This window comes from Moorena sp. SIO4A5 (assembly GCF_010672005.1).
Lineage (GTDB): Bacteria > Cyanobacteriota > Cyanobacteriia > Cyanobacteriales > Coleofasciculaceae > Moorena.
The window spans coordinates 99,390-116,671 of record NZ_JAAHHZ010000003.1; the positions used below are offsets into that span (position 1 = coordinate 99,390).

15 protein-coding genes and 2 pseudogenes are annotated in these 17,282 nt (G+C 43.9%); 5 read left to right on the forward strand and 12 right to left on the reverse strand.

Annotated features, from left to right (window positions below):
- Positions 1–76: 76 nt before the first annotated feature.
- Complete coding sequence (locus F6K57_RS02735; protein ID WP_293064629.1) at positions 77–358, reverse strand: hypothetical protein; 282 nt, start codon at positions 356–358, stop codon at positions 77–79.
- Between the two features lie 117 nt (positions 359–475).
- The gene (locus tag F6K57_RS02740) at positions 476–1,360 is read right to left on the reverse strand and encodes a sulfotransferase domain-containing protein (protein ID WP_293064632.1); all 885 of its coding nucleotides are present in this window, start codon (positions 1,358–1,360) and stop codon (positions 476–478) included.
- Positions 1,361–1,594: 234 nt separating this feature from the next.
- On the opposite strand from F6K57_RS02740, the gene F6K57_RS02745 reads away from it, so the two are divergent.
- From F6K57_RS02745 to F6K57_RS02765, 5 genes are all read left to right on the forward strand, one after another.
- Complete coding sequence (locus F6K57_RS02745; protein ID WP_293018830.1) at positions 1,595–1,732, forward strand: hypothetical protein; 138 nt, start codon at positions 1,595–1,597, stop codon at positions 1,730–1,732.
- Positions 1,722–2,543: a pentapeptide repeat-containing protein gene (locus tag F6K57_RS02750; protein WP_293064636.1), complete on the forward strand. Its 822-nt coding sequence runs from the start codon at positions 1,722–1,724 to the stop codon at positions 2,541–2,543. Before F6K57_RS02745 ends, F6K57_RS02750 begins: the two co-directional genes overlap by 11 nt.
- 741 nt (positions 2,544–3,284) lie before the next feature.
- The gene (locus F6K57_RS02755) at positions 3,285–3,533 is read left to right on the forward strand and encodes a DUF4212 domain-containing protein (RefSeq protein ID WP_293018832.1); all 249 of its coding nucleotides are present in this window, start codon (positions 3,285–3,287) and stop codon (positions 3,531–3,533) included.
- Between the two features lie 442 nt (positions 3,534–3,975).
- Positions 3,976–5,667 carry a sodium:solute symporter family protein gene (locus F6K57_RS02760; RefSeq protein WP_293064639.1) on the forward strand — a complete coding sequence of 564 codons (1,692 nt, stop codon included), beginning with the start codon at positions 3,976–3,978 and terminating at the stop codon, positions 5,665–5,667.
- A gap of 415 nt (positions 5,668–6,082) precedes the next feature.
- Positions 6,083–7,189, forward strand: a complete 1,107-nt coding sequence (locus tag F6K57_RS02765) for an AI-2E family transporter (protein ID WP_293018836.1) — start codon at positions 6,083–6,085, stop codon at positions 7,187–7,189.
- A 279-nt stretch (positions 7,190–7,468) separates the two neighbouring features.
- On the opposite strand, the pseudogene F6K57_RS02770 reads toward F6K57_RS02765, so the two are convergent.
- The 10 genes and pseudogenes from F6K57_RS02770 to F6K57_RS02815 form a co-directional block, all read right to left on the reverse strand.
- Positions 7,469–7,815, reverse strand: a pseudogene (locus tag F6K57_RS02770) (DUF6444 domain-containing protein); the annotation flags it as partial.
- Positions 7,816–7,926: 111 nt separating this feature from the next.
- A pseudogene (locus F6K57_RS02775) lies at positions 7,927–8,019 on the reverse strand (IS630 family transposase); the annotation flags it as partial.
- A gap of 259 nt (positions 8,020–8,278) precedes the next feature.
- Entirely contained in the window at positions 8,279–9,886 is a 1,608-nt protein-coding gene (locus tag F6K57_RS02780) for a nucleoside recognition domain-containing protein (protein WP_293064642.1), read from the reverse strand.
- Positions 9,887–9,936: 50 nt separating this feature from the next.
- A complete protein-coding gene (locus tag F6K57_RS02785; RefSeq protein ID WP_293064645.1) occupies positions 9,937–11,085 on the reverse strand; it encodes an NAD(P)/FAD-dependent oxidoreductase in 1,149 nt (382 codons plus the stop codon).
- A gap of 431 nt (positions 11,086–11,516) precedes the next feature.
- Positions 11,517–12,356 carry a Uma2 family endonuclease gene (locus F6K57_RS02790; RefSeq protein WP_293064648.1) on the reverse strand — a complete coding sequence of 280 codons (840 nt, stop codon included), beginning with the start codon at positions 12,354–12,356 and terminating at the stop codon, positions 11,517–11,519.
- A 224-nt stretch (positions 12,357–12,580) separates the two neighbouring features.
- On the reverse strand, positions 12,581–13,831 hold the full coding sequence (locus F6K57_RS02795) for an NAD-dependent epimerase/dehydratase family protein (RefSeq protein ID WP_293018840.1): 1,251 nt from the start codon (positions 13,829–13,831) through the stop codon (positions 12,581–12,583).
- A 187-nt stretch (positions 13,832–14,018) separates the two neighbouring features.
- Positions 14,019–14,354 (reverse strand): hypothetical protein, encoded by a 336-nt coding sequence (locus F6K57_RS02800; protein WP_287248102.1) that lies wholly within the window; start codon positions 14,352–14,354, stop codon positions 14,019–14,021.
- 178 nt (positions 14,355–14,532) lie between these two features.
- Positions 14,533–15,288, reverse strand: a complete 756-nt coding sequence (locus F6K57_RS02805) for a phosphoadenylyl-sulfate reductase (protein WP_364301176.1) — start codon at positions 15,286–15,288, stop codon at positions 14,533–14,535.
- Between the two features lie 402 nt (positions 15,289–15,690).
- Entirely contained in the window at positions 15,691–16,839 is a 1,149-nt protein-coding gene (locus F6K57_RS02810) for a transposase (RefSeq protein WP_293064655.1), read from the reverse strand.
- Positions 16,796–17,278, reverse strand: a complete 483-nt coding sequence (locus F6K57_RS02815; protein WP_293064658.1) for an IS607 family transposase — start codon at positions 17,276–17,278, stop codon at positions 16,796–16,798. The genes F6K57_RS02810 and F6K57_RS02815 overlap by 44 nt, the downstream gene beginning before the upstream one ends.
- Positions 17,279–17,282: the final 4 nt, after the last annotated feature.

Below are 17,282 nucleotides of genomic sequence, written 5' to 3' on the forward strand. Positions count from 1 at the left end.
AAAAGCTCCACTATCTTACGGTAACTTTAAGCACTCATCCTGCGCATAGAGATGTGGGACTTCTTTTGCCGGACAGTTAAAGCTGAATTGTGAAGACGGCAGCTGAATTGTGAAAGTAACAACTTGTTCGCCCTTGGTGCTTGGTGTAGGGAAGGTTGTTCGCGTAGCGTGGCCAAAGGCCAAGGTTGTTCGCGTAGCGTGGCCAAAGGCCAAGGTTGTTCGCGTAGCGTGGCCAAAGGCCAAGGTTGTTCGCGTAGCGTGGCCAATAGGCCAAGGTTGTTCGCGTAGCGTGGCCAAAGGCCAAGGTTGAAAGTTTAAGGTTGAAAGTTGAAGGTTGACTGTCAACCAGACTTAGCACTCAAACTCAGCACTCACAATTGATGGAGATGTTAACAAAGCTAAGCTGGCAAACTACTATAGGAATCCTAAATCAATGGTGACAATTTTTGATGCCATATTCCCTACTCCCTACTCCCTACTCCCTACTCCCTTCAAATTCAAATTCAAATTCCAGACCAAAATGTGCCATTCTGGATTGATATAGAGTATCAAAAATACTACTCTCTTCTGAAGAAAAGTGGTTTTTCCAATCTCCTACAATTCCTTTTCGCATATGTTTGGGGATACCTTCTCGCTGAGGCACCCAATCCAGATTAGCTTTGGGATTGATTGCCATTGCCGAAAAGTCACTAGCAGCAACCACAGTATCGAGTAAATCTGAGGTTAAAGGAATATCGATAAAGCTAGCAACATCCGTAACGACTTGAGCTAAATTCTTTTTCATGTCTTCGTACTTAACAAACATGACATTATCTGAATGTTGGCTCGCTTTCCACCAGTCGAATACATGATCAAATATTGAGCCATAGGCGACCTTGCCTTCAGTATATAACTGAATAAATTCGCTCCAACTCCCCTCGTATCCCATTTTGCTCAATGCATGATAATAATAGGATACAGCATTATCCTTAGGATTGCGAGCAACATAAATATACTTTGCTTTAGTTTCCCCAAACATTGGCATCAAAGACAAGGGTAAATGAGTGTGAAAGTAACGGCGATCGCTAGGAGTTTTAATCAGATTCTCTAAACCTCCATAACGAGTTGCTGCACCTTCTAACCAAGGCACTGCTTCACTCAATACTTTGTCCCCTTGCTCTCCATTGTTAGCAAGCAAGTGAACAATCTGCTCCATCCACGTTGTCCCAGATTTAGGATAGGCGACAACAAAGGTATCCCGATCCCCCACTCTAAAGTCTTTAAGGGCATCCATTTCCTTCTGGGTAATGAAAGCTGGAAAGACAATTAGACCTTCTGGATTCTTACCGTCTTTAACCAGTGCTTGCTTATAGTCTGCCATGGATTATACAAAAACAACAACAGGACTGACGCAAAGCCCCCTAAATCACCCACTTCTGGGGTACTTTGACATCATTACCCCCAATTTTGGGGGGGTTAGGGGGGCAAAACTAACTCAACTTCGTAAGTCCTAAACTATAGTCAATAGTCGGCCTTTTCAGCAGCAAAAATCAAGGTTTAAAGCAAGTTTGATAAAACAGAGATAGCAAAAACTACGGCGTTGCTGAATTTTTGAATGAATCGGAGTAGAGTGGGCATCCTGCCCGCCCGACCAGATCTCGAACGGGCAAGATGCCCATTCTACAAAACCCTTAAAATCATTCCATTATTCAGCAACGCCAAAACTACCATAGCTCACATCAATGAAACTTAGACAATCGTTTATCTTGGGAATTTCCTTGGGATTGGTTGCCCTTTTGGGAATTACTTGGCTGATTATGAATCGAGACAATCCTCTCGACCAGTTACGGGAAACAAAAAATTGTCAAAACTGTAATTTAGCAGGGCTAGAACTTTCCAGAGAGGATTTAAAAGGAGCGAATCTGGAAAAGGCTAATTTAGAAGGGGCTAACTTAGCGGGAGCTAATCTAGAAAAAGCGAATTTGGTAGGGGTCAACTTAGAAGGGGCTAACCTAGAAAATGCTAACCTGAAAAAAGCTAATCTCAGTGGGGCTAATCTCCGTAGAGCTAACCTGAAAAAAGCTGACCTTTTTTGGAGCAACCTAACAGAAGCTAACTTAGAACAAGCTAATCTGCAAGAAGCAAACTTATCACATCTTTCCGCCAAAACAATTAAGCTCGAAAGAGCTAACCTCAGGGAAGCTAATTTATCAAAAGCCAATCTAGTCGGGATTAATCTTAGTGGAGTTAACCTAGAGAAAGCGAATCTCCAAGAAGCAAATCTGGCTTATCTGAATACAAGTGCTTCATTGCCAATCGATCACTATTTAATAAGTGCCAATCTCAGGGGGGCTAACTTGATGGGAGCGAATCTTGAACAGGCTGACTTGAGGGGAATTGACCTCTCCGATGCCAACCTCTCCGACGCTAGCCTCAAGGGAGCACAACTAGACTATACCTTGGAGCTTACTGATTGGGGTTCTCCCAACAAAGTTTACCGTGCCAACCTCAAGGGGGCGAACTTAAGCAATACCATCATGCCCGATGGTAGTATCCATCAATAGGGATACTCTTATATCAATTCAGGTTGAATACCTATAATTACAGGGAGGGTGGGGAGATGGGGAGATGGGGAGATGGGGAGATGGGGAGGTTGAATTTTAGCGATCGCTTTTGCTGATCAACTTACGATTTATTTTATCGAAACTTAACATAATCTGGCTCTAAGCTTTACATTTCTTGACGAAATAATATTCACAATTCATTTAATATTTCTTTAAACAACGGGAAAAGCGGTCTGGGGCAGTGGCAAATTGCACAGATGTGATTAGCCTATGCTGGTGCCTATCGCCCAATGCCATGCCCTAAAGACACCAGTAAATCCCCATAATTGTTTAGTTTTATTAAGAAAACCCCGAAAAGACGGTTTTTGTTCACCTTTGGTGTAGCCTATCCCTAAGCTCTCGCAAATTTTCTGTATATATTAGCACATTTTGAAATACCGATACGCCATGTTAAGGCAATTGTAAGCATATGGGCTACGCGCACGCTGCGCTAACAGCCGTCAGCCGTCAGCCGTCAGCTTAAAACAAACTATCTAGCTGACGACTTCAACGGACTCAAAGCCAAAGACTATGAATTCCTCGCTCAGGCGAGGGAACTAACGTGTAAGTTGATAGCTGATAGCTGATAGCTGATAGCTGATAGCTGATAGCTGATAGCTGACGGGCAATTATTGGTGGTTGCTCTATATCCAGAAACTAGTCAAACGCAAATCGTACATTTAGTGCATTACTAATAAAACTATGAACCAGAACAAGCGTCAGGCATACTGGCGTGCCAACATTGCATTAATTCGGAATCTCCTAATTGTTTGGGCATTCGTATCCGTTTTATGCAGCATTCTGCTAGTAACATTACTAAACAATGTCAGTGTAGGGAATATTCCCCTAGGCTTCTGGATGGCACAACAAGGTAGTATTTTTACCTTTGTCGTCCTAATTTTTATCTACGCTATACAGATGGATAAAATTGACCGTAAATACAAAAAGTAATGTTTACTATTGGCAACTAAATTGGGAAATAAATGGCTTTGCTTAACTAAGAGGTTGTCTGAGAAGTCTCATTTGCTACATCCAAGCCCCCGTGGGTCCCCCAATTCTGGGGGACTTTTACAAGCAAATTGACTCTTCCCCCAAAGTTGGGGGGTTAGGGGGGCAAAATTCAGTATAAAAAACTTTTCAGATATCCTCTAAGGTATAAGATCAATTATAGTTGTTTATAGTTAGCAATTAGCACTGAAAATTCAGTAATTGTCATAGGGTAATTCTATAGTATAAAAAAAAAATACCGTTTTTTAATTACTAACAATCCCTATATGGGGTTTCTCATAGTAATGATGTACATAGGATTTTTTCCCGATTCCCGATTCCCGATTCCCGATTCCCGATTCCCTGCGCGCAGCGCTATAGCAATTATTTAGACAAAGAAATATCTATGACAGTTGAAGCTTGGACCAGTGTATTGGTCATTATTTCGTTTATTCTCTACCTTTACATTGGTTGGCGCTCTCGGGTGCGCGATAGTAAAGGGTTTTTCGTAGCAGATCAAGGTGTTCCCGCTGTTGCTAATGGTGCTGCTACAGCGGCGGATTGGATGTCTGCTGCTTCCTTTATCTCTATGGCAGGGCTAATCTCTTTCTTAGGATATGATGGCTCAATTTACCTAATGGGTTGGACAGGGGGATATGTGCTACTAGCGCTATTGTTAGCCCCTTACCTGCGGAAGTTTGGAAAATACACAGTACCCGACTTTGTGGGAGACCGCTATTACTCGAATATTGCTCGGTTGGTAGCAGTAGTTGCTGCTATTTTTGTCTCCTTAACCTATGTCGCAGGACAGATGCGAGGGGTAGGTATTGTATTTAGTCGCTTTCTGCAAGTGGATATCGTTCAGGGTGTAGTGATTGGCATGGTAATTGTGGCATTTTTTGCCGTCCTGGGGGGGATGAAAGGAATTACCTGGACTCAAGTCACCCAGTATGGCGTGTTGATTGTGGCTTACCTGATTCCAGCGATTGCGATCGCAACTCTACTGACCGACAACCCGATTCCCCAGCTAGGATTCACCTTCAGTGACATTATCCCCAAACTCAATCAAATTCAGGTAGATCTGGGTTTCCAGGAATACACTAAACCCTTTGCCAACAAGTCCATGGTGGATGTCTTATTTATCACCATCGCCTTGATGGTCGGTACTGCTGGACTTCCCCATGTGATTGTACGCTTTTACACCGTACGCAATGCTAGAGCTGCTCGTTATTCCGCTGGCTGGGCGCTATTATTCATTGCCATACTCTACACCACAGCTCCCGCCGTTGCTGCCTTTGCCCGCTATAACCTAATTGATAGCCTCCATAACCATACCATTGAGGAAGTGCGTCAGCTCGACTGGGCAACGAAATGGGAAAATACTGGTTTATTGGCGTTTGACGATAAAAACGGCAATGGCAAGATTGAGCTCAAACCGGACAAAGACACCAATGAAATAAAGATTGACCGAGATATCATCGTACTCTCCACACCAGAGGTAGCCAAACTTGCTCCCTGGGTGATTGCCCTAGTAGCAGCAGGAGGACTAGCCGCCGCTCTATCCACTGCATCAGGATTACTGCTAGTGATTTCTAGCTCAATCGCCCACGATGTCTACTACCGCATCATTAATCCTAGGGCGTCAGAGTCTCAACGATTGATGGTAGGTCGAATTATGGTAATTGCTGCCATTGCCATTGCCGGTTACTTTGGTATCAATCCCCCTGGATTTGTAGCCCAAGTAGTAGCCTTTGCCTTTGGTTTAGCCGCTGCCAGCTTTTTCCCAGTGATTCTGTTAGGGGTATTTGATAAGCGAACCAACCGAGAAGGGGCAATTGCTGGCATGGTGGTAGGGTTAATTTTTACCACCGTTTACATCATTGGGGTGAAGTTCTATAGTATGACACCCTGGTTTTTCGGTATTTCCCCTGAGGGGATTGGTACCGTAGGGATGGTGCTTAATTTCATCGTGACTGTAGTGGTTTCTCGCCTGACACCCCCACCTCCAGCAGAAATTCAGGAGATGGTGGAAATGTTGCGAACACCCGGTGATGCTCCTCCAGCCCTTGATGATGTGGGTGAAGAAGAGTTGGATTGATCAAGGTTGAAGGTTGAAGGTTGAAGGTTGAAGGTTGAAGGTTGAAGGTTATGGGGTTGAAGGTTATGGGGTTGAAGGTTATGGGGTTGTTCGCGTAGGGTGGCCTATTGGCCAAGGTTGTTCGCCTTTGGCGTCCGGTTTAGGGTTAGTTATTGGTTATTGGTGGTCTTCCATAGCTCGATTTTAGGACGATAGTTGAAACTAAACTAGCCCTTACTCAATACCATCTAACCATCTAACCCTCAACCGTCTAACCTTCAACCATCTAACCCTCAACCGTCTAACCTTCAACCGTCTAACCTTCAACCGTCTAACCTTAAACCATCTAACCCTCAACCGTACCTGCAACCTTCAACTAATTCAGCTGTTTTCTCTGTAGACTATTTGCAGGCACTCAACATGCAAATGGAAGTCTATGCTACGCCTTAAAATCTCCTTAGCTAACTTACTGCTTATTGTTGCTACTGGCTTGACAATCGTCCTGCTATGGCAACTGAGAGCTTTGCTAGTAGTACTGATGATTGCAGTAGTGCTCGCATCTACTCTAGCACCAATAATTGATAGTGCTGAAAAGTTAAGGATTCCCCGCTGGCTAGCGGTTATTCTGGTTTATTTAGGCTTAATCGCTGGTTTGACAGGGATCGGCTTAGTGATTGGACCAACAGTAGCTCAGCAAATTCAGCGTTTATTTCGGAAACTGCCAACGTATTTGGAGGTTTTAACCTCTTTGTTAGATGCTTTAGCGATTCGCCTAGGGATGACTGAACTAGCTCTGAGTAAAATGTTTGATGCTGGCACCGTTACCTCTTGGGTGATTCGTTCCTCTCAGCAGTTGCTAGTGCAGTCCTATGGATTGACACGGAATCTTATTGCTGGAGTGTTTACCGTAATTCTGGCAACACTGCTGTCTGGTTATATGTTAGCTGGGTCTGAACAATTGATTAAAGGGGGGGTAAGTTTGTTTCCTAAACCCTGGGATGAAAAATTGGCAGCCCAGGTCAAGCCAGTCAGCCAACGGATGGGGGGTTACATTCAGGGGCGAGTGGTGGTTTCAGGAATTTTAGGCATGGCGATTACTGTTGGTTTAAAATTTTTGGGACTATCAGAGTTTGCCTTGGGTTTGGGTGTGATTGCTGGGGTGACCAATTTGATTCCCTTCTTTGGTCCGGTCTTGGGAGCAATTCCAGCATTGATTGTGGCAATTGCTCAAGGGGGATGGACTTTCTTGTGGGTATTGCTGCTATTTGTGATTATTCAGAATCTGGAAACCTACATTCTTGACCCCCTACTGGTGGGGTCTTCTGTGAGAGTTCACCCTTTATATCAGTTGTTGGCAGTGCTAGGTGGTGCAAAGGTTTTGGGGATTCTTGGTGCTTTGATTGTTCCGCCTTGGGTAGCTGGTGCAGCTCTGGTACTAGAAAATTTGTACTTGAAGCCGAAACTGGAGGCGGAACAAAATGCTGCTACTATCTCGGCAGCTTCTGAGCCAGATGCCTCAAATGCTCTTTCTTTCAACGGATAGTATGGTCACTATACATTGAGAGATCAGCAATTAGCAATTAGCTTTCAGCAATTAGCTTTCAGCAATCAGCTTTCAGCAATTAGCTTTGAGCTATCAGCTTTGAGCTATCAGCTTTGAGCTATCAGCTTTGAGCTATCAGCTTTGAGCTATCAGCTTTGAGCTATCAGCCATTGGCCTATGGCCACGCTACTTGAGGTGCTTTTGAATAAAATAAGCTGACGGCTGACGGCTGACGGCTGACGGCTGAATGCTTACCACACCGCAGATAGAGCATTGTAAAGGACGCAGCATTTCACAGCGGTCTACTCGTCCAAAACCTTTACGAGTCTTTCCTTTGTGTCCGGGCTGTCCTCCAGGTTTTCTTTTAGCTGAAGTGTTGGATTCAGCAGACGAGTGAAGGTTTCTTTTCGGACTTTTTGAGCAAGTCACTTGATGGCGGTTTGGATGAAGTCTGACTATCGAGGTCTCGGCTGATCACGAGTCGTTCGATTTCGAGGGTGAGCTTCTTGACGCTTAGCCTGCTGTTGCTGATGCTGCTTCCAAAGTTCCAATATAATCTCTACCAGTTCTTCTTATGATAACTGGTCGTATTGAGCCATTTTATGGGAAAGTCCGAAGCTACACATTCTTTTAGTAATTTTGCGACCCCACCCCAAGCAAAGTCAATCCCCTACCTGAATCCTTACTTTGGTTCAACAAATCCATAAACATCCTCTCCACTCATAACTATGGTGTACTACTGCTGTAGGTCTTTCTCCTATAGGAACCCAGATTTTTCTGATAATTGGCTTTAATCCGACTCTGTGTTCATCAAAAAACCAGACCTCTATCTGAGCAAAGGCCGTAGGCCACGCTACGCGATCGGAAAATTGTGCTCGTAATTGTTGGACTGTTATCGGTATCTTTTTTTCAGTTCACCATTACTCAGATGGTCAGCTAAATAAGCTTTTTTGGGCATTTGACATTCTGATTTTGTATTGAGTATATTATCCGGATTTGGTATTAATCAGGGTTTAAAGGATTCTTACAGCAGCTCAAGTGGTCTTACCGTACGTTTTCGTACCGAAACTACCGATCGCCCATTACTTATTACTTGATTAATAATCCTCCCCAAGCAAGTAATAGAGAAAAAAAGATCGCAGCGATCGCCTGTCTACTTAACAGCAATAAGGCAAATCGAAGAGACTGTTCTCGCGTAATAGTTAACAGAGTAACTAAACAAGGTAGCAATACTCCTGCTAGATACACCCCAGTCAAAACCTGCAATGGAGTTAACATAGCCAAGGTTTCTGGTTCGGCAAATAATAGCAGTCCATCTTTGCGAATAGAAGCTAAAACAATAGGCAATGAGGCTTCAGGGGGTAAATTAAACCATCCCATCAAAGGGTTAATAATATTGGCTAAAGCTGCGATCGTTCCTAACCAATTAAACACAGAAGCAATAACGGTAATAACTAAAAAGATGGGAATTGCATTGAACAAAAATTGATTAATGGTTGACTTAGCTTCGCGCCAAATTACTGACGAATGAGGAAATTCTAAAAATGCTCTTCCTTCGATTACTAGGGGATTCTGATTCGATTTAGCTGTAGGGGAAGAAATGATGTAGGTATATATCAAGGTGGTTGCGGTTAGATACAGCAGGTAAGGAATTATCAAGTAAGGTAACTTAGCAGCACTAAAGACCCCTAAAGTTGCGCCAAACTGATAAGAACAAGCCGAACCAAAAGCGATCGCGGAAATACAAGTTCCCCTAGAACAACTAGAACAGGCACGGGTGCTAATCACCGCAGGAACATTACACCCCATACCCATAATTACTCGCACTAAATCCCGTCCCGATAACCCAAACGGACGGAGTAAAGGATTGAGAGCAATGGTAATTCGTTCTATTAACCCACTAGCTTTATATGCGCCCAAGAATAGGGCATAGAGAATTACTGTGGGCATCGCCCAAATAAACAGCAACGGACTCATAGTTATCAGTCCATACTGACCTATCAGTATTTCTCTTAACCAGATTGGGAGTTGGGATAAAGGTTTAATAACAGGAGCGATCGCACTTTGTACTATAGGATCTGCTAAAGTCGCAAAGGAGTTAGCACCCCAGACAGCAATAATCGCAGGAATAAGTAATAGGGCGATCGCCAATAACCAGCCTAGTCGAGGATGTTCTAAAAGCGTTGGTTGGGGTTGAATATACCAGCCAGCCCTTGTAGGAATCCATTGCGCGGGAAAAGGATGAGGTTCTTGCAGAGAAGCCAAAATATAGTCTTTTTGTTCTATTGTCAGGTGGCGAGCATCTACAGTGACAATGCTCAAGTTAGAAGTTTCTCTCCATTCCCGAACCACTTGTTGAGTATGAACCGTCGATAATACCTTATCCCAGAAAGTAATCACCACAATGCCCCGTTTATCTGCTACTAAAGGCAGTATATCGGCTAAATCTCGATCTACGTCGGTCGCCTTGACTATCAGTAGCACGGTGTCATTTTCTTCTAGCTTTCTTAAAGCTTTCTTAGTAGTTACGCTGTCGGAACGATAGAGAATTCCTGGAGTATCGATAAAGGTATAGGCTTCAGATTGATAAGTGTCACAAGTCACTGTAGAACCCCGAAAATTGGCACTATAGGGAGTCTGTCCTGTAAGAGCCGCAATTAGTTGGGACTTGCCCGTACTCTCTTTACCAATAACCACGATACAATCGCGCTCTAATTTTGACGGCGTAAAAATATTCACTTTACTTTTCAACAAACACAATCGTTATTACAGCAAGAAAGGTCATCTAGAAACAAACCTTCTCGGCGATAGGCTTCCAAGGTCGTTGTATCGATTCCCAGACGTTGAGCGATCGCATTACCGACTACAGCAAATCGCTGCCGAAATTTATAAATGAAACAAAAAATTAGATTGCCGTGACGCACTGAAGGACCGACGACAAATAATCCTGGAGTTAGGGTAGACTCATCTTCTTCAGTCAGGGCTGCATAGCCATTTGACCAGTCAAATAGAGGTGCGATTTGTTTTAAACTGCTGTTAAATCCCGTACAGAGAATTGGCGGTGTGGAACTAAACCACTGTTCGTACTCGCTCTCCACCACATATCCTTTTTTTACTGCTTTGACTGCTTCAATGTTCTGTTCTCCAATTAGTTCGACCCGACCCATAGAATAAGCTCTTTCTAAACGTTTTAGACTATAAGGAGACAGAGAAACACTAGGATCTGAGTCTAAGTTTGACCAGCTACTCTGGCGATCGATTAACTTTACTTTTTTCCCTAATGCTGCCAAATTTGACGCTGCATCTACACCGCTTTCATAGCCTCCCACAACTACAAATTCTTTCCCCTTAAGCTCTGTCCAAGAACGTATTTGGGAATTATGAATGCAGAATTCTGCTCCTGGAAACGGATTAAGATTGGGATATTGAAACTCTCCTGCTGCCCAAATCACAAACTGCGATCTCAGCGAAGCTGAGGCACTGCGTGAACGCAACTCGCCTTTAGAAGTTTCCAAGACAAAGCCTTTGCCTTGAGGTAAAGCTGCAATAGTTTTCACATTTGTCTCGGTTTTTATAGGTAGTTGAAAATGCTCTGCTACAGTCTCCAAATATAGGGCATATTCTTTCCCCGAAAGATGTTCCTTTCTGAAACTGAGGGCAGGAGAAGTATTTAAAACTACTGCGTTGAGATCCAGCAATCCAAAACCATGACTGGGAAACGACGGCGTAATGAATCGCATTTCTTCAGGCCAACGCCTAAAAGAAGCCCCTACTTGATGTCGTTCTAAAATGACAAAGTTTTCAATTCCTAAATCTTTTAAGACTACTCCACAGCCAATTCCAGCAGCCCCAGCCCCCACAATTACAACTTCAAAACGATCGTTAGTTTTGTTCACCAGCAGACAATCTCGAATAGATACTTTATGACAATTATAATCATTCTATAAAAAAAAGCTAGCTTTCTAACAAACAATATTGGTGAGGCAGTGGTAAACCATGATTGACATCCTCCCACCGCTAAACTCCTTACGTCGCTATAGGGCGTTGCGAGAGCAAATGGATAAAAAACAACCCTGGACGTATAATTAGAATAATCAAACTAAATACTCCAGAACTGAACTAAGCGTATAAGTGGACTTATATCAAATCCGTTTGTCAAAACCCTTTTATAAAAATCGACCAAATCTTTGTATGCCACGAATCTATGGCTATGCAGATAAGGGGGGTTTGGGAACAGGATTTGGTATGAGACGGGTATTGCTATATGCGTTCGCGTAGCGGATCGTACCGAGCATCGCCTTTTCTATTCTGCTGCCAACGGCACCTTTTACACCTCTCCTGGGTCAATCCCCAGCTGTCGCAGACGTTCTGCTAATCTCGCTGCCTGCTGTTGAGCCAATTCCTTTTCCTGGCGTTCGAGTTGAGCTTCTTGTTCAGCCTCCTGCAATTGCTGCTGAGTCTGCTGCAACTGGTGCTGAGTCTGCCGCAACTGGTGCTGAGTCTGTTGAGCCTGTTCAGAGCCTGTGGGAATCCAGTTCCCTAATTCATCATACCAGCGTAACCATCCTCCATTCACCTCTTGGTATGACCCAGACCATACTCCTAGGCCCAGCCCTAATTCTGGCAGCCAGAATCTGTCGGTGTCCAAGCTTACCTGTTGATAGTTTAACCCTTTCAACTCAAAAATTCTTAACTCATTGGTATATCGGCTAAACACCAGATAATAAGGAATACGAAGGATACGTTCATAAACCTCCCACTTAGTCGGCGGTTGATCGATATCCCGTAGGGTTTGCCCTAAATCTTCTGATTCCGTCGTTGGAGAGAGCAACTCCACTACGATAAATGGACTGACCCCTTCCTGCCACATCACATAACTCAATCGTAAGTCTCGCTGTTCATAAAACCGAGACACCCCAACTACCCCAAACCAGTCCGGTCGTTTGTACCATTGAGGATGACGAACATCATAGTACAGATTCAAGTCAGTCCCCACAAAGATCTGATCCCTTGGGTAACTCGGTGGAGAGAATGTCTCCCGTAATAGCTGAGGTTGAAAATCATGAAACTCGTCTGGCAAACCTGGTTCCTCTGGATCTTCACTAGGGAGATCATACATCGTCGGTAGGGTTTCCTTGGCCGGACGAGGGGGGTCAGTTTGATACATAACAGACAATCGGATCAACTAGTTTTAGGGTAGCAAGAAGTTTCACTACTGATGAACTTATTAAGATTGCCAGAGTTTCAGATACTTTGAGCAGTCAGTAATGGTGCTACGCCCATGCTGTCCTTGTGATCAGCTATTAGTTGCAAGGCCAACAGAACCAGACTGACCATAAAAAGCTGACCGCTCAAGGTAAAATATGCTCCCACCTGCGCGCTACCTAATTTTTAACTGGCACCTACACCCACCGCCGTTTTGTCGGATGTGGTTTGAGCAGAAGTTTCGTCAGCCATACTCACCCCATTGCCCTTCTGCCGCCACAGTGATGTACAGATAATCTTCGAGCGATCGCAACGATCGACATATTTAGCAGCAATCTCGATTACCTCTTGCATCAGACCTTTAACCAAGGTGGTTGGTTTCAGACCCATTTCCAAGAAACATTTATTCTCCACAGCCAGTTCATTTTCTGCTGATTCGTTTCTAGGGTTCTCTAGATAGGCAATTTCCGCTCCAGTGATATCAGACACAATCTGGGCCAAATCCCGCACCCGATGGGTTTCGGTCATCTGATTCAAGATTTTCACCCTGTCCCCAGAAGCCGGAGGATTTGCGATCGCTAACTCTATACACCGCACCGTATCTTGAATATGGATAAATGCCCTGGTTTGACCCCCTGTGCCATGTACCGTCAACGGATGACCAATTGCTGACTGCATCAGGAACCGATTTAGAACTGTACCATAGTCTCCATCATAATCAAAGCGATTAATTAACCGTTCATCCAGCTTTGTCTGCTTGGTCTGAGTTCCCCAAACAATCCCCTGATGCAGGTCAGTGATCCGCACCCGATCATTCTTGTTGTAGTAATAGAAAAACAGCTGATCCTGAGTTTTGGTCATGTGATAGATACTGCCCGGATTGGCTGGGTACAAGATTTGCTGCTGTACCATTTTCCCCTCATCCGTAGTCACCTGGATATCTAAATACCCTTCCGGAATCTTCATCCCAGCAGTACCATAACCATAGACTCCCATGGTTCCTAAATGAACCACATGTATATCCAAACCCGATTCCACAATCGCAGCTAGCAGATTATTAGTCGCATTCAAGTTATTATCTACCGTGTAGCGCTTATGGCTAGATGACTTCATCGAATAAGGTGCAGCCCGCTGTTCCGCAAAATGAATCACCACATCCGGTTGATAGGTTAGGAATAGATTCAGTAAGCGATCATAGTCTTTCGCTACATTGAAGTTATAGAACTGGATTTGTTTGCCAGAAACCTCACGCCATGTCTTCAGACGAGTGGACATCGGCTGGTAAGGTGTTAAGGAACTCACTTCCAACTCATTATCAATGTTGCGTCGTGACAAGTTATCAACAATTACAATGTCATGACCACTATCAGATAGATGGAGAGCTGTGGGCCAACCACAAAATCCGTCACCGCCTAAAACTACAACTTTTTTCATCATCAACTCCTAGTTGTTTGTTTAAATGGTCTTTTTTGGTTGAATTGTCAGCGAGCTGCGACTATAGTATCCCGCTTTGGGAATTAACCGAGAACCAATCGAGAACCGATATATTTCCATCACCGGACTTCGTCGAGCTACGCTAACATCACCTGATCACCCCAGTGTCACAATTACAGCAATCAGTTTTTTAGATGAAATCTAGTTCAGGGTATCGATCCATGATCTCCGATACCTCTTCCCTTTCAGAAGTCTTCTGATTCAGGATTTCCTTGAAGAAACGAACATAAGTGCTATAGACTTGGGTCGATCCGTCCTCATGATCAACAATGAAGAAAGGGGCTGCTTCTACCCCGTGCTTTACAGCTAAATTTAGTCCTTCGCTAGATGGCTGACGCTCATCAGCAACCACAATCTGGTCTATTCGACCCATCAGTCCTTTTTTTTCAAGTTTTTCTACCACATTGACGCACTTGCGACAGAAATTACCGTCCTTGTTGATTTTTTTAACTAACGTGATTTTCATTCTGTATTATTTAATACTGAGTTATTTTTCAAAAGCGTAATAAAGAAATTATCACAACCCACTCCCCACTTCTACCTAAAAATTAGGATTTCAACCGCAACAAGCTTGATTGTGCCGCAACGCTTAAGTACCTGAACTGAATTTTTTTACCTAGTCTGTTTATTTCAGTGAGGGTTGCTCAAACCCTTACTGTTTGGTGTTCCTTCTTCGTCATTCCCTGTTCTGTAGTGTTGTGTAAGCCACACTCTTTTTCTTTCTGCCCTTCCCACCACCAGCGACCTTCCCGTTCATGCTGATTGGGGAGAGTTGGGCGAGTACAGGGTTCGCAGCCAATGCTAACGAAACCTTTAGCGTGCAATTGATTGTAAGGCACATCATTAGTGCGGATGTATTTCCACACCTGTTCAGAACTCCAGTTAGCTAGGGGGTTAAATTTAATCAGGGTTCGTTCTTGGGTCGAGAACGCCTTGTCTACCTGGACAACAGGGATATTAGCGCGAGTACTAGGACTCTGATCCTTTCGCTGACCCGTAATCCAAGCATCTAGCTTAGCCAGTTGGCGACGCAAGGGAGCCACTTTGCGAATACCACAGCACTCTTTGTGACCATCCTGGTAGAAACTGAACAACCCCTTTTGTTTAACCAGTGCTTCCACTGCATCCGTTTCCGGGAAAATCACCTCCAGTGGAATTCCATAGTGCTGTCTTACCTTCTCAAGTAGTTGGTAAGTCTCGGAGTGCAAGCGACCCGTGTCGAGGGAGAACACGTTCACATCTGGCTTAATCTTGGATGCCATATCCACAAGAACTACATCCTCCGCACCACTGAAAGAGATCGCGATGTTGTCAAATTTGTCAAGAGCCAGTTTCAGGATTTCCTGAGGACTCTTGTGGGCGTATTCGGATTCCAAATAAACAACATCCAGTTCAAACATGAACATCTCCTTACTATATGACAAAAGTGGTTGGACTTGCTGATTATACGACGTATCGATACCTTTATCCATCCTCAGCCTTCAGTTTTAAGCTCGTGTAATCGACCATAGTTCAGAAATTGTATATAGCACTTCAACGGCTGAAGTACATCCCTTGTGAAGAAACTTATCGCGCTTTGTAACCCGCGCTAATTAGAAACCTCTATAAATGTTTGCTGCCAATAGGAAGAGTTTCAGTAAATCTTAAAGGGTAATAAATATCTTCCTTTACCCCTTGCCGATACTTTTTAGCTACCATAATCTACCAAAGGCGGATTCTGGCTCACTAATGCAAGCTGCTTTCGCAGCCAGGGGGTATCTCCCAAAGCCCGCAGAAATATACCACGAGCGCCGTTGATGTCTCTATCCATGACAAAGCCCATCAACCTTTGACTTAATAGTCTTACTTCCATTTATACTTACCAGTTCACCTGTCCAACTAACAGTTTTACTGGTGTAAGCCTCGCAGACATCTACCACTACCTTCCCAGTTTCCTGAGCTTTATGCTTCAGGAATTCCTTGAAGCGGTAATGAGCAAAGGTGAGCAGATTCCGAACGGTTTTATATCGGATTTTTCTGTTTCCTTTCTTCGACATTTGAGATGTTTCAAAGGTGGGAAGTAGAATCACATCAAAATTATCAACCAGAAACCTAGCTGTCTTATGATGAAGTTCATTGATCAGATTCTGAATTTTGACAACCATTCGCCTAGAGGCTTTTATCATCCGACGCTTTTGTTCACGCTTAGCTTTGCTGATTTTAGACAGCAAATTATCTAAATGCTGGCACAAACGTTGAATTCGATAAAAATCTCCGTGCCCAATCTTCCCTACAGATGCCTCACTAAAAAAAGTGACGAAAGTTCTAACTCCAGGGTCTAAAGCCACCACTCTACCTTGGTTTTCGGTACATGATATAGCTACCTGGTGAGGGACTACTAGATAGTAGTCGCCATTATTACTAGTTAGTCGGCAGTCGCAGATGTCTACGGGCAAGTTTTCGGTATAAGTCAATTTACCCAGCTTTGTCTGGTATATCCCTGTCTCAGAAACTGCTGATTTAGGAATATAGCAAGACTGAATAGGATTTTTCCTTGACCTGAATCTTACCCGATTAATCTGTGACGTCTTTTTGTACTTTTTCTTGGCCTCCCTGACGGCGGTACAGGCGTCCTTAATCGCTATCGATTTTATTTGATAAGGTACTTCCTTGCACCAATCAGGAAGGTCGTTTAATATCCCTGTCTTAATTGCTTTCCAGTTGGCTTTTACAACGCCTGCTTGAAGGATTTTGACGGTTTCATTAAACACATAACGGGACACTCCGAACCACTTGCGAATAAGCGTACGCTGGTCAGGATTTAGGAACAGTCGAATCTTCTTTGATTTTTTGACCGTATTTCCTGAGTCCGTGAACCCGGCAGGAGAAGACGTGAATGATTCAGAGAATATCTGCGGTAAGTTCGGATCAAAGACAGCTTTCAGGTTGGTCGAGAACCAAGATTTTTCCACCGTTGAGACCGACCAAGTACTCAATGAGTTCAAACCCAAACCGGGTAAGTCTGTCTCTACAGGTAACAACAATCGTGAGCTGATCTCCGCAGACAATTCGCTCCAGTATGGTTCTAAGCCCCTTCCTTTTGTAGTTGAGGCCGGAGCCGATATCTTTGATGATTTCTGCTTCAGGGAAGAGGGAGTGCAGATAGGCGACTTGACGGGCAAGATCGTCTCGTTGTTTTGTGCTGCTGACTCGGCAGTAACAGATTGTGTGACAAAGGGATCTGTTAGACTTTGGAGCCTTTCCAAAACGGAGAAGATCTGTTGAGTCAAAGAGTCTAGTTCCCCCAGGGGTTCGTTCGCATTTGAGTGTGCCATTATCTGCGTACTTCCTTAAAGTGTTCGGAGAAAGTCCCGTAAGTTCGACCGCCTTACGGATTGGGATGAGTGCCATCCTT

What these genes read in the sequence shown, in the direction of transcription:
- F6K57_RS02760 (WP_293064639.1), top strand. Translation starts at nt 3,976, where the DNA reads ATGACAGTTGAAGCTTGGACCAGTGTATTGGTCATTATTTCGTTTATT.
- F6K57_RS02805 (WP_364301176.1), bottom strand. Translation starts at nt 15,288, where the DNA reads ATGTTTGAACTGGATGTTGTTTATTTGGAATCCGAATACGCCCACAAG.
- F6K57_RS02815 (WP_293064658.1), bottom strand. Translation starts at nt 17,278, where the DNA reads ATGGCACTCATCCCAATCCGTAAGGCGGTCGAACTTACGGGACTTTCT.
- F6K57_RS02750 (WP_293064636.1), top strand. Translation starts at nt 1,722, where the DNA reads ATGAAACTTAGACAATCGTTTATCTTGGGAATTTCCTTGGGATTGGTT.
- F6K57_RS02795 (WP_293018840.1), bottom strand. Translation starts at nt 13,831, where the DNA reads ATGATGAAAAAAGTTGTAGTTTTAGGCGGTGACGGATTTTGTGGTTGG.
- F6K57_RS02790 (WP_293064648.1), bottom strand. Translation starts at nt 12,356, where the DNA reads ATGTATCAAACTGACCCCCCTCGTCCGGCCAAGGAAACCCTACCGACG.
- F6K57_RS02740 (WP_293064632.1), bottom strand. Translation starts at nt 1,360, where the DNA reads ATGGCAGACTATAAGCAAGCACTGGTTAAAGACGGTAAGAATCCAGAA.
- F6K57_RS02800 (WP_287248102.1), bottom strand. Translation starts at nt 14,354, where the DNA reads ATGAAAATCACGTTAGTTAAAAAAATCAACAAGGACGGTAATTTCTGT.
- F6K57_RS02755 (WP_293018832.1), top strand. Translation starts at nt 3,285, where the DNA reads ATGAACCAGAACAAGCGTCAGGCATACTGGCGTGCCAACATTGCATTA.
- F6K57_RS02765 (WP_293018836.1), top strand. Translation starts at nt 6,083, where the DNA reads ATGCTACGCCTTAAAATCTCCTTAGCTAACTTACTGCTTATTGTTGCT.
- F6K57_RS02745 (WP_293018830.1), top strand. Translation starts at nt 1,595, where the DNA reads ATGAATCGGAGTAGAGTGGGCATCCTGCCCGCCCGACCAGATCTCGAA.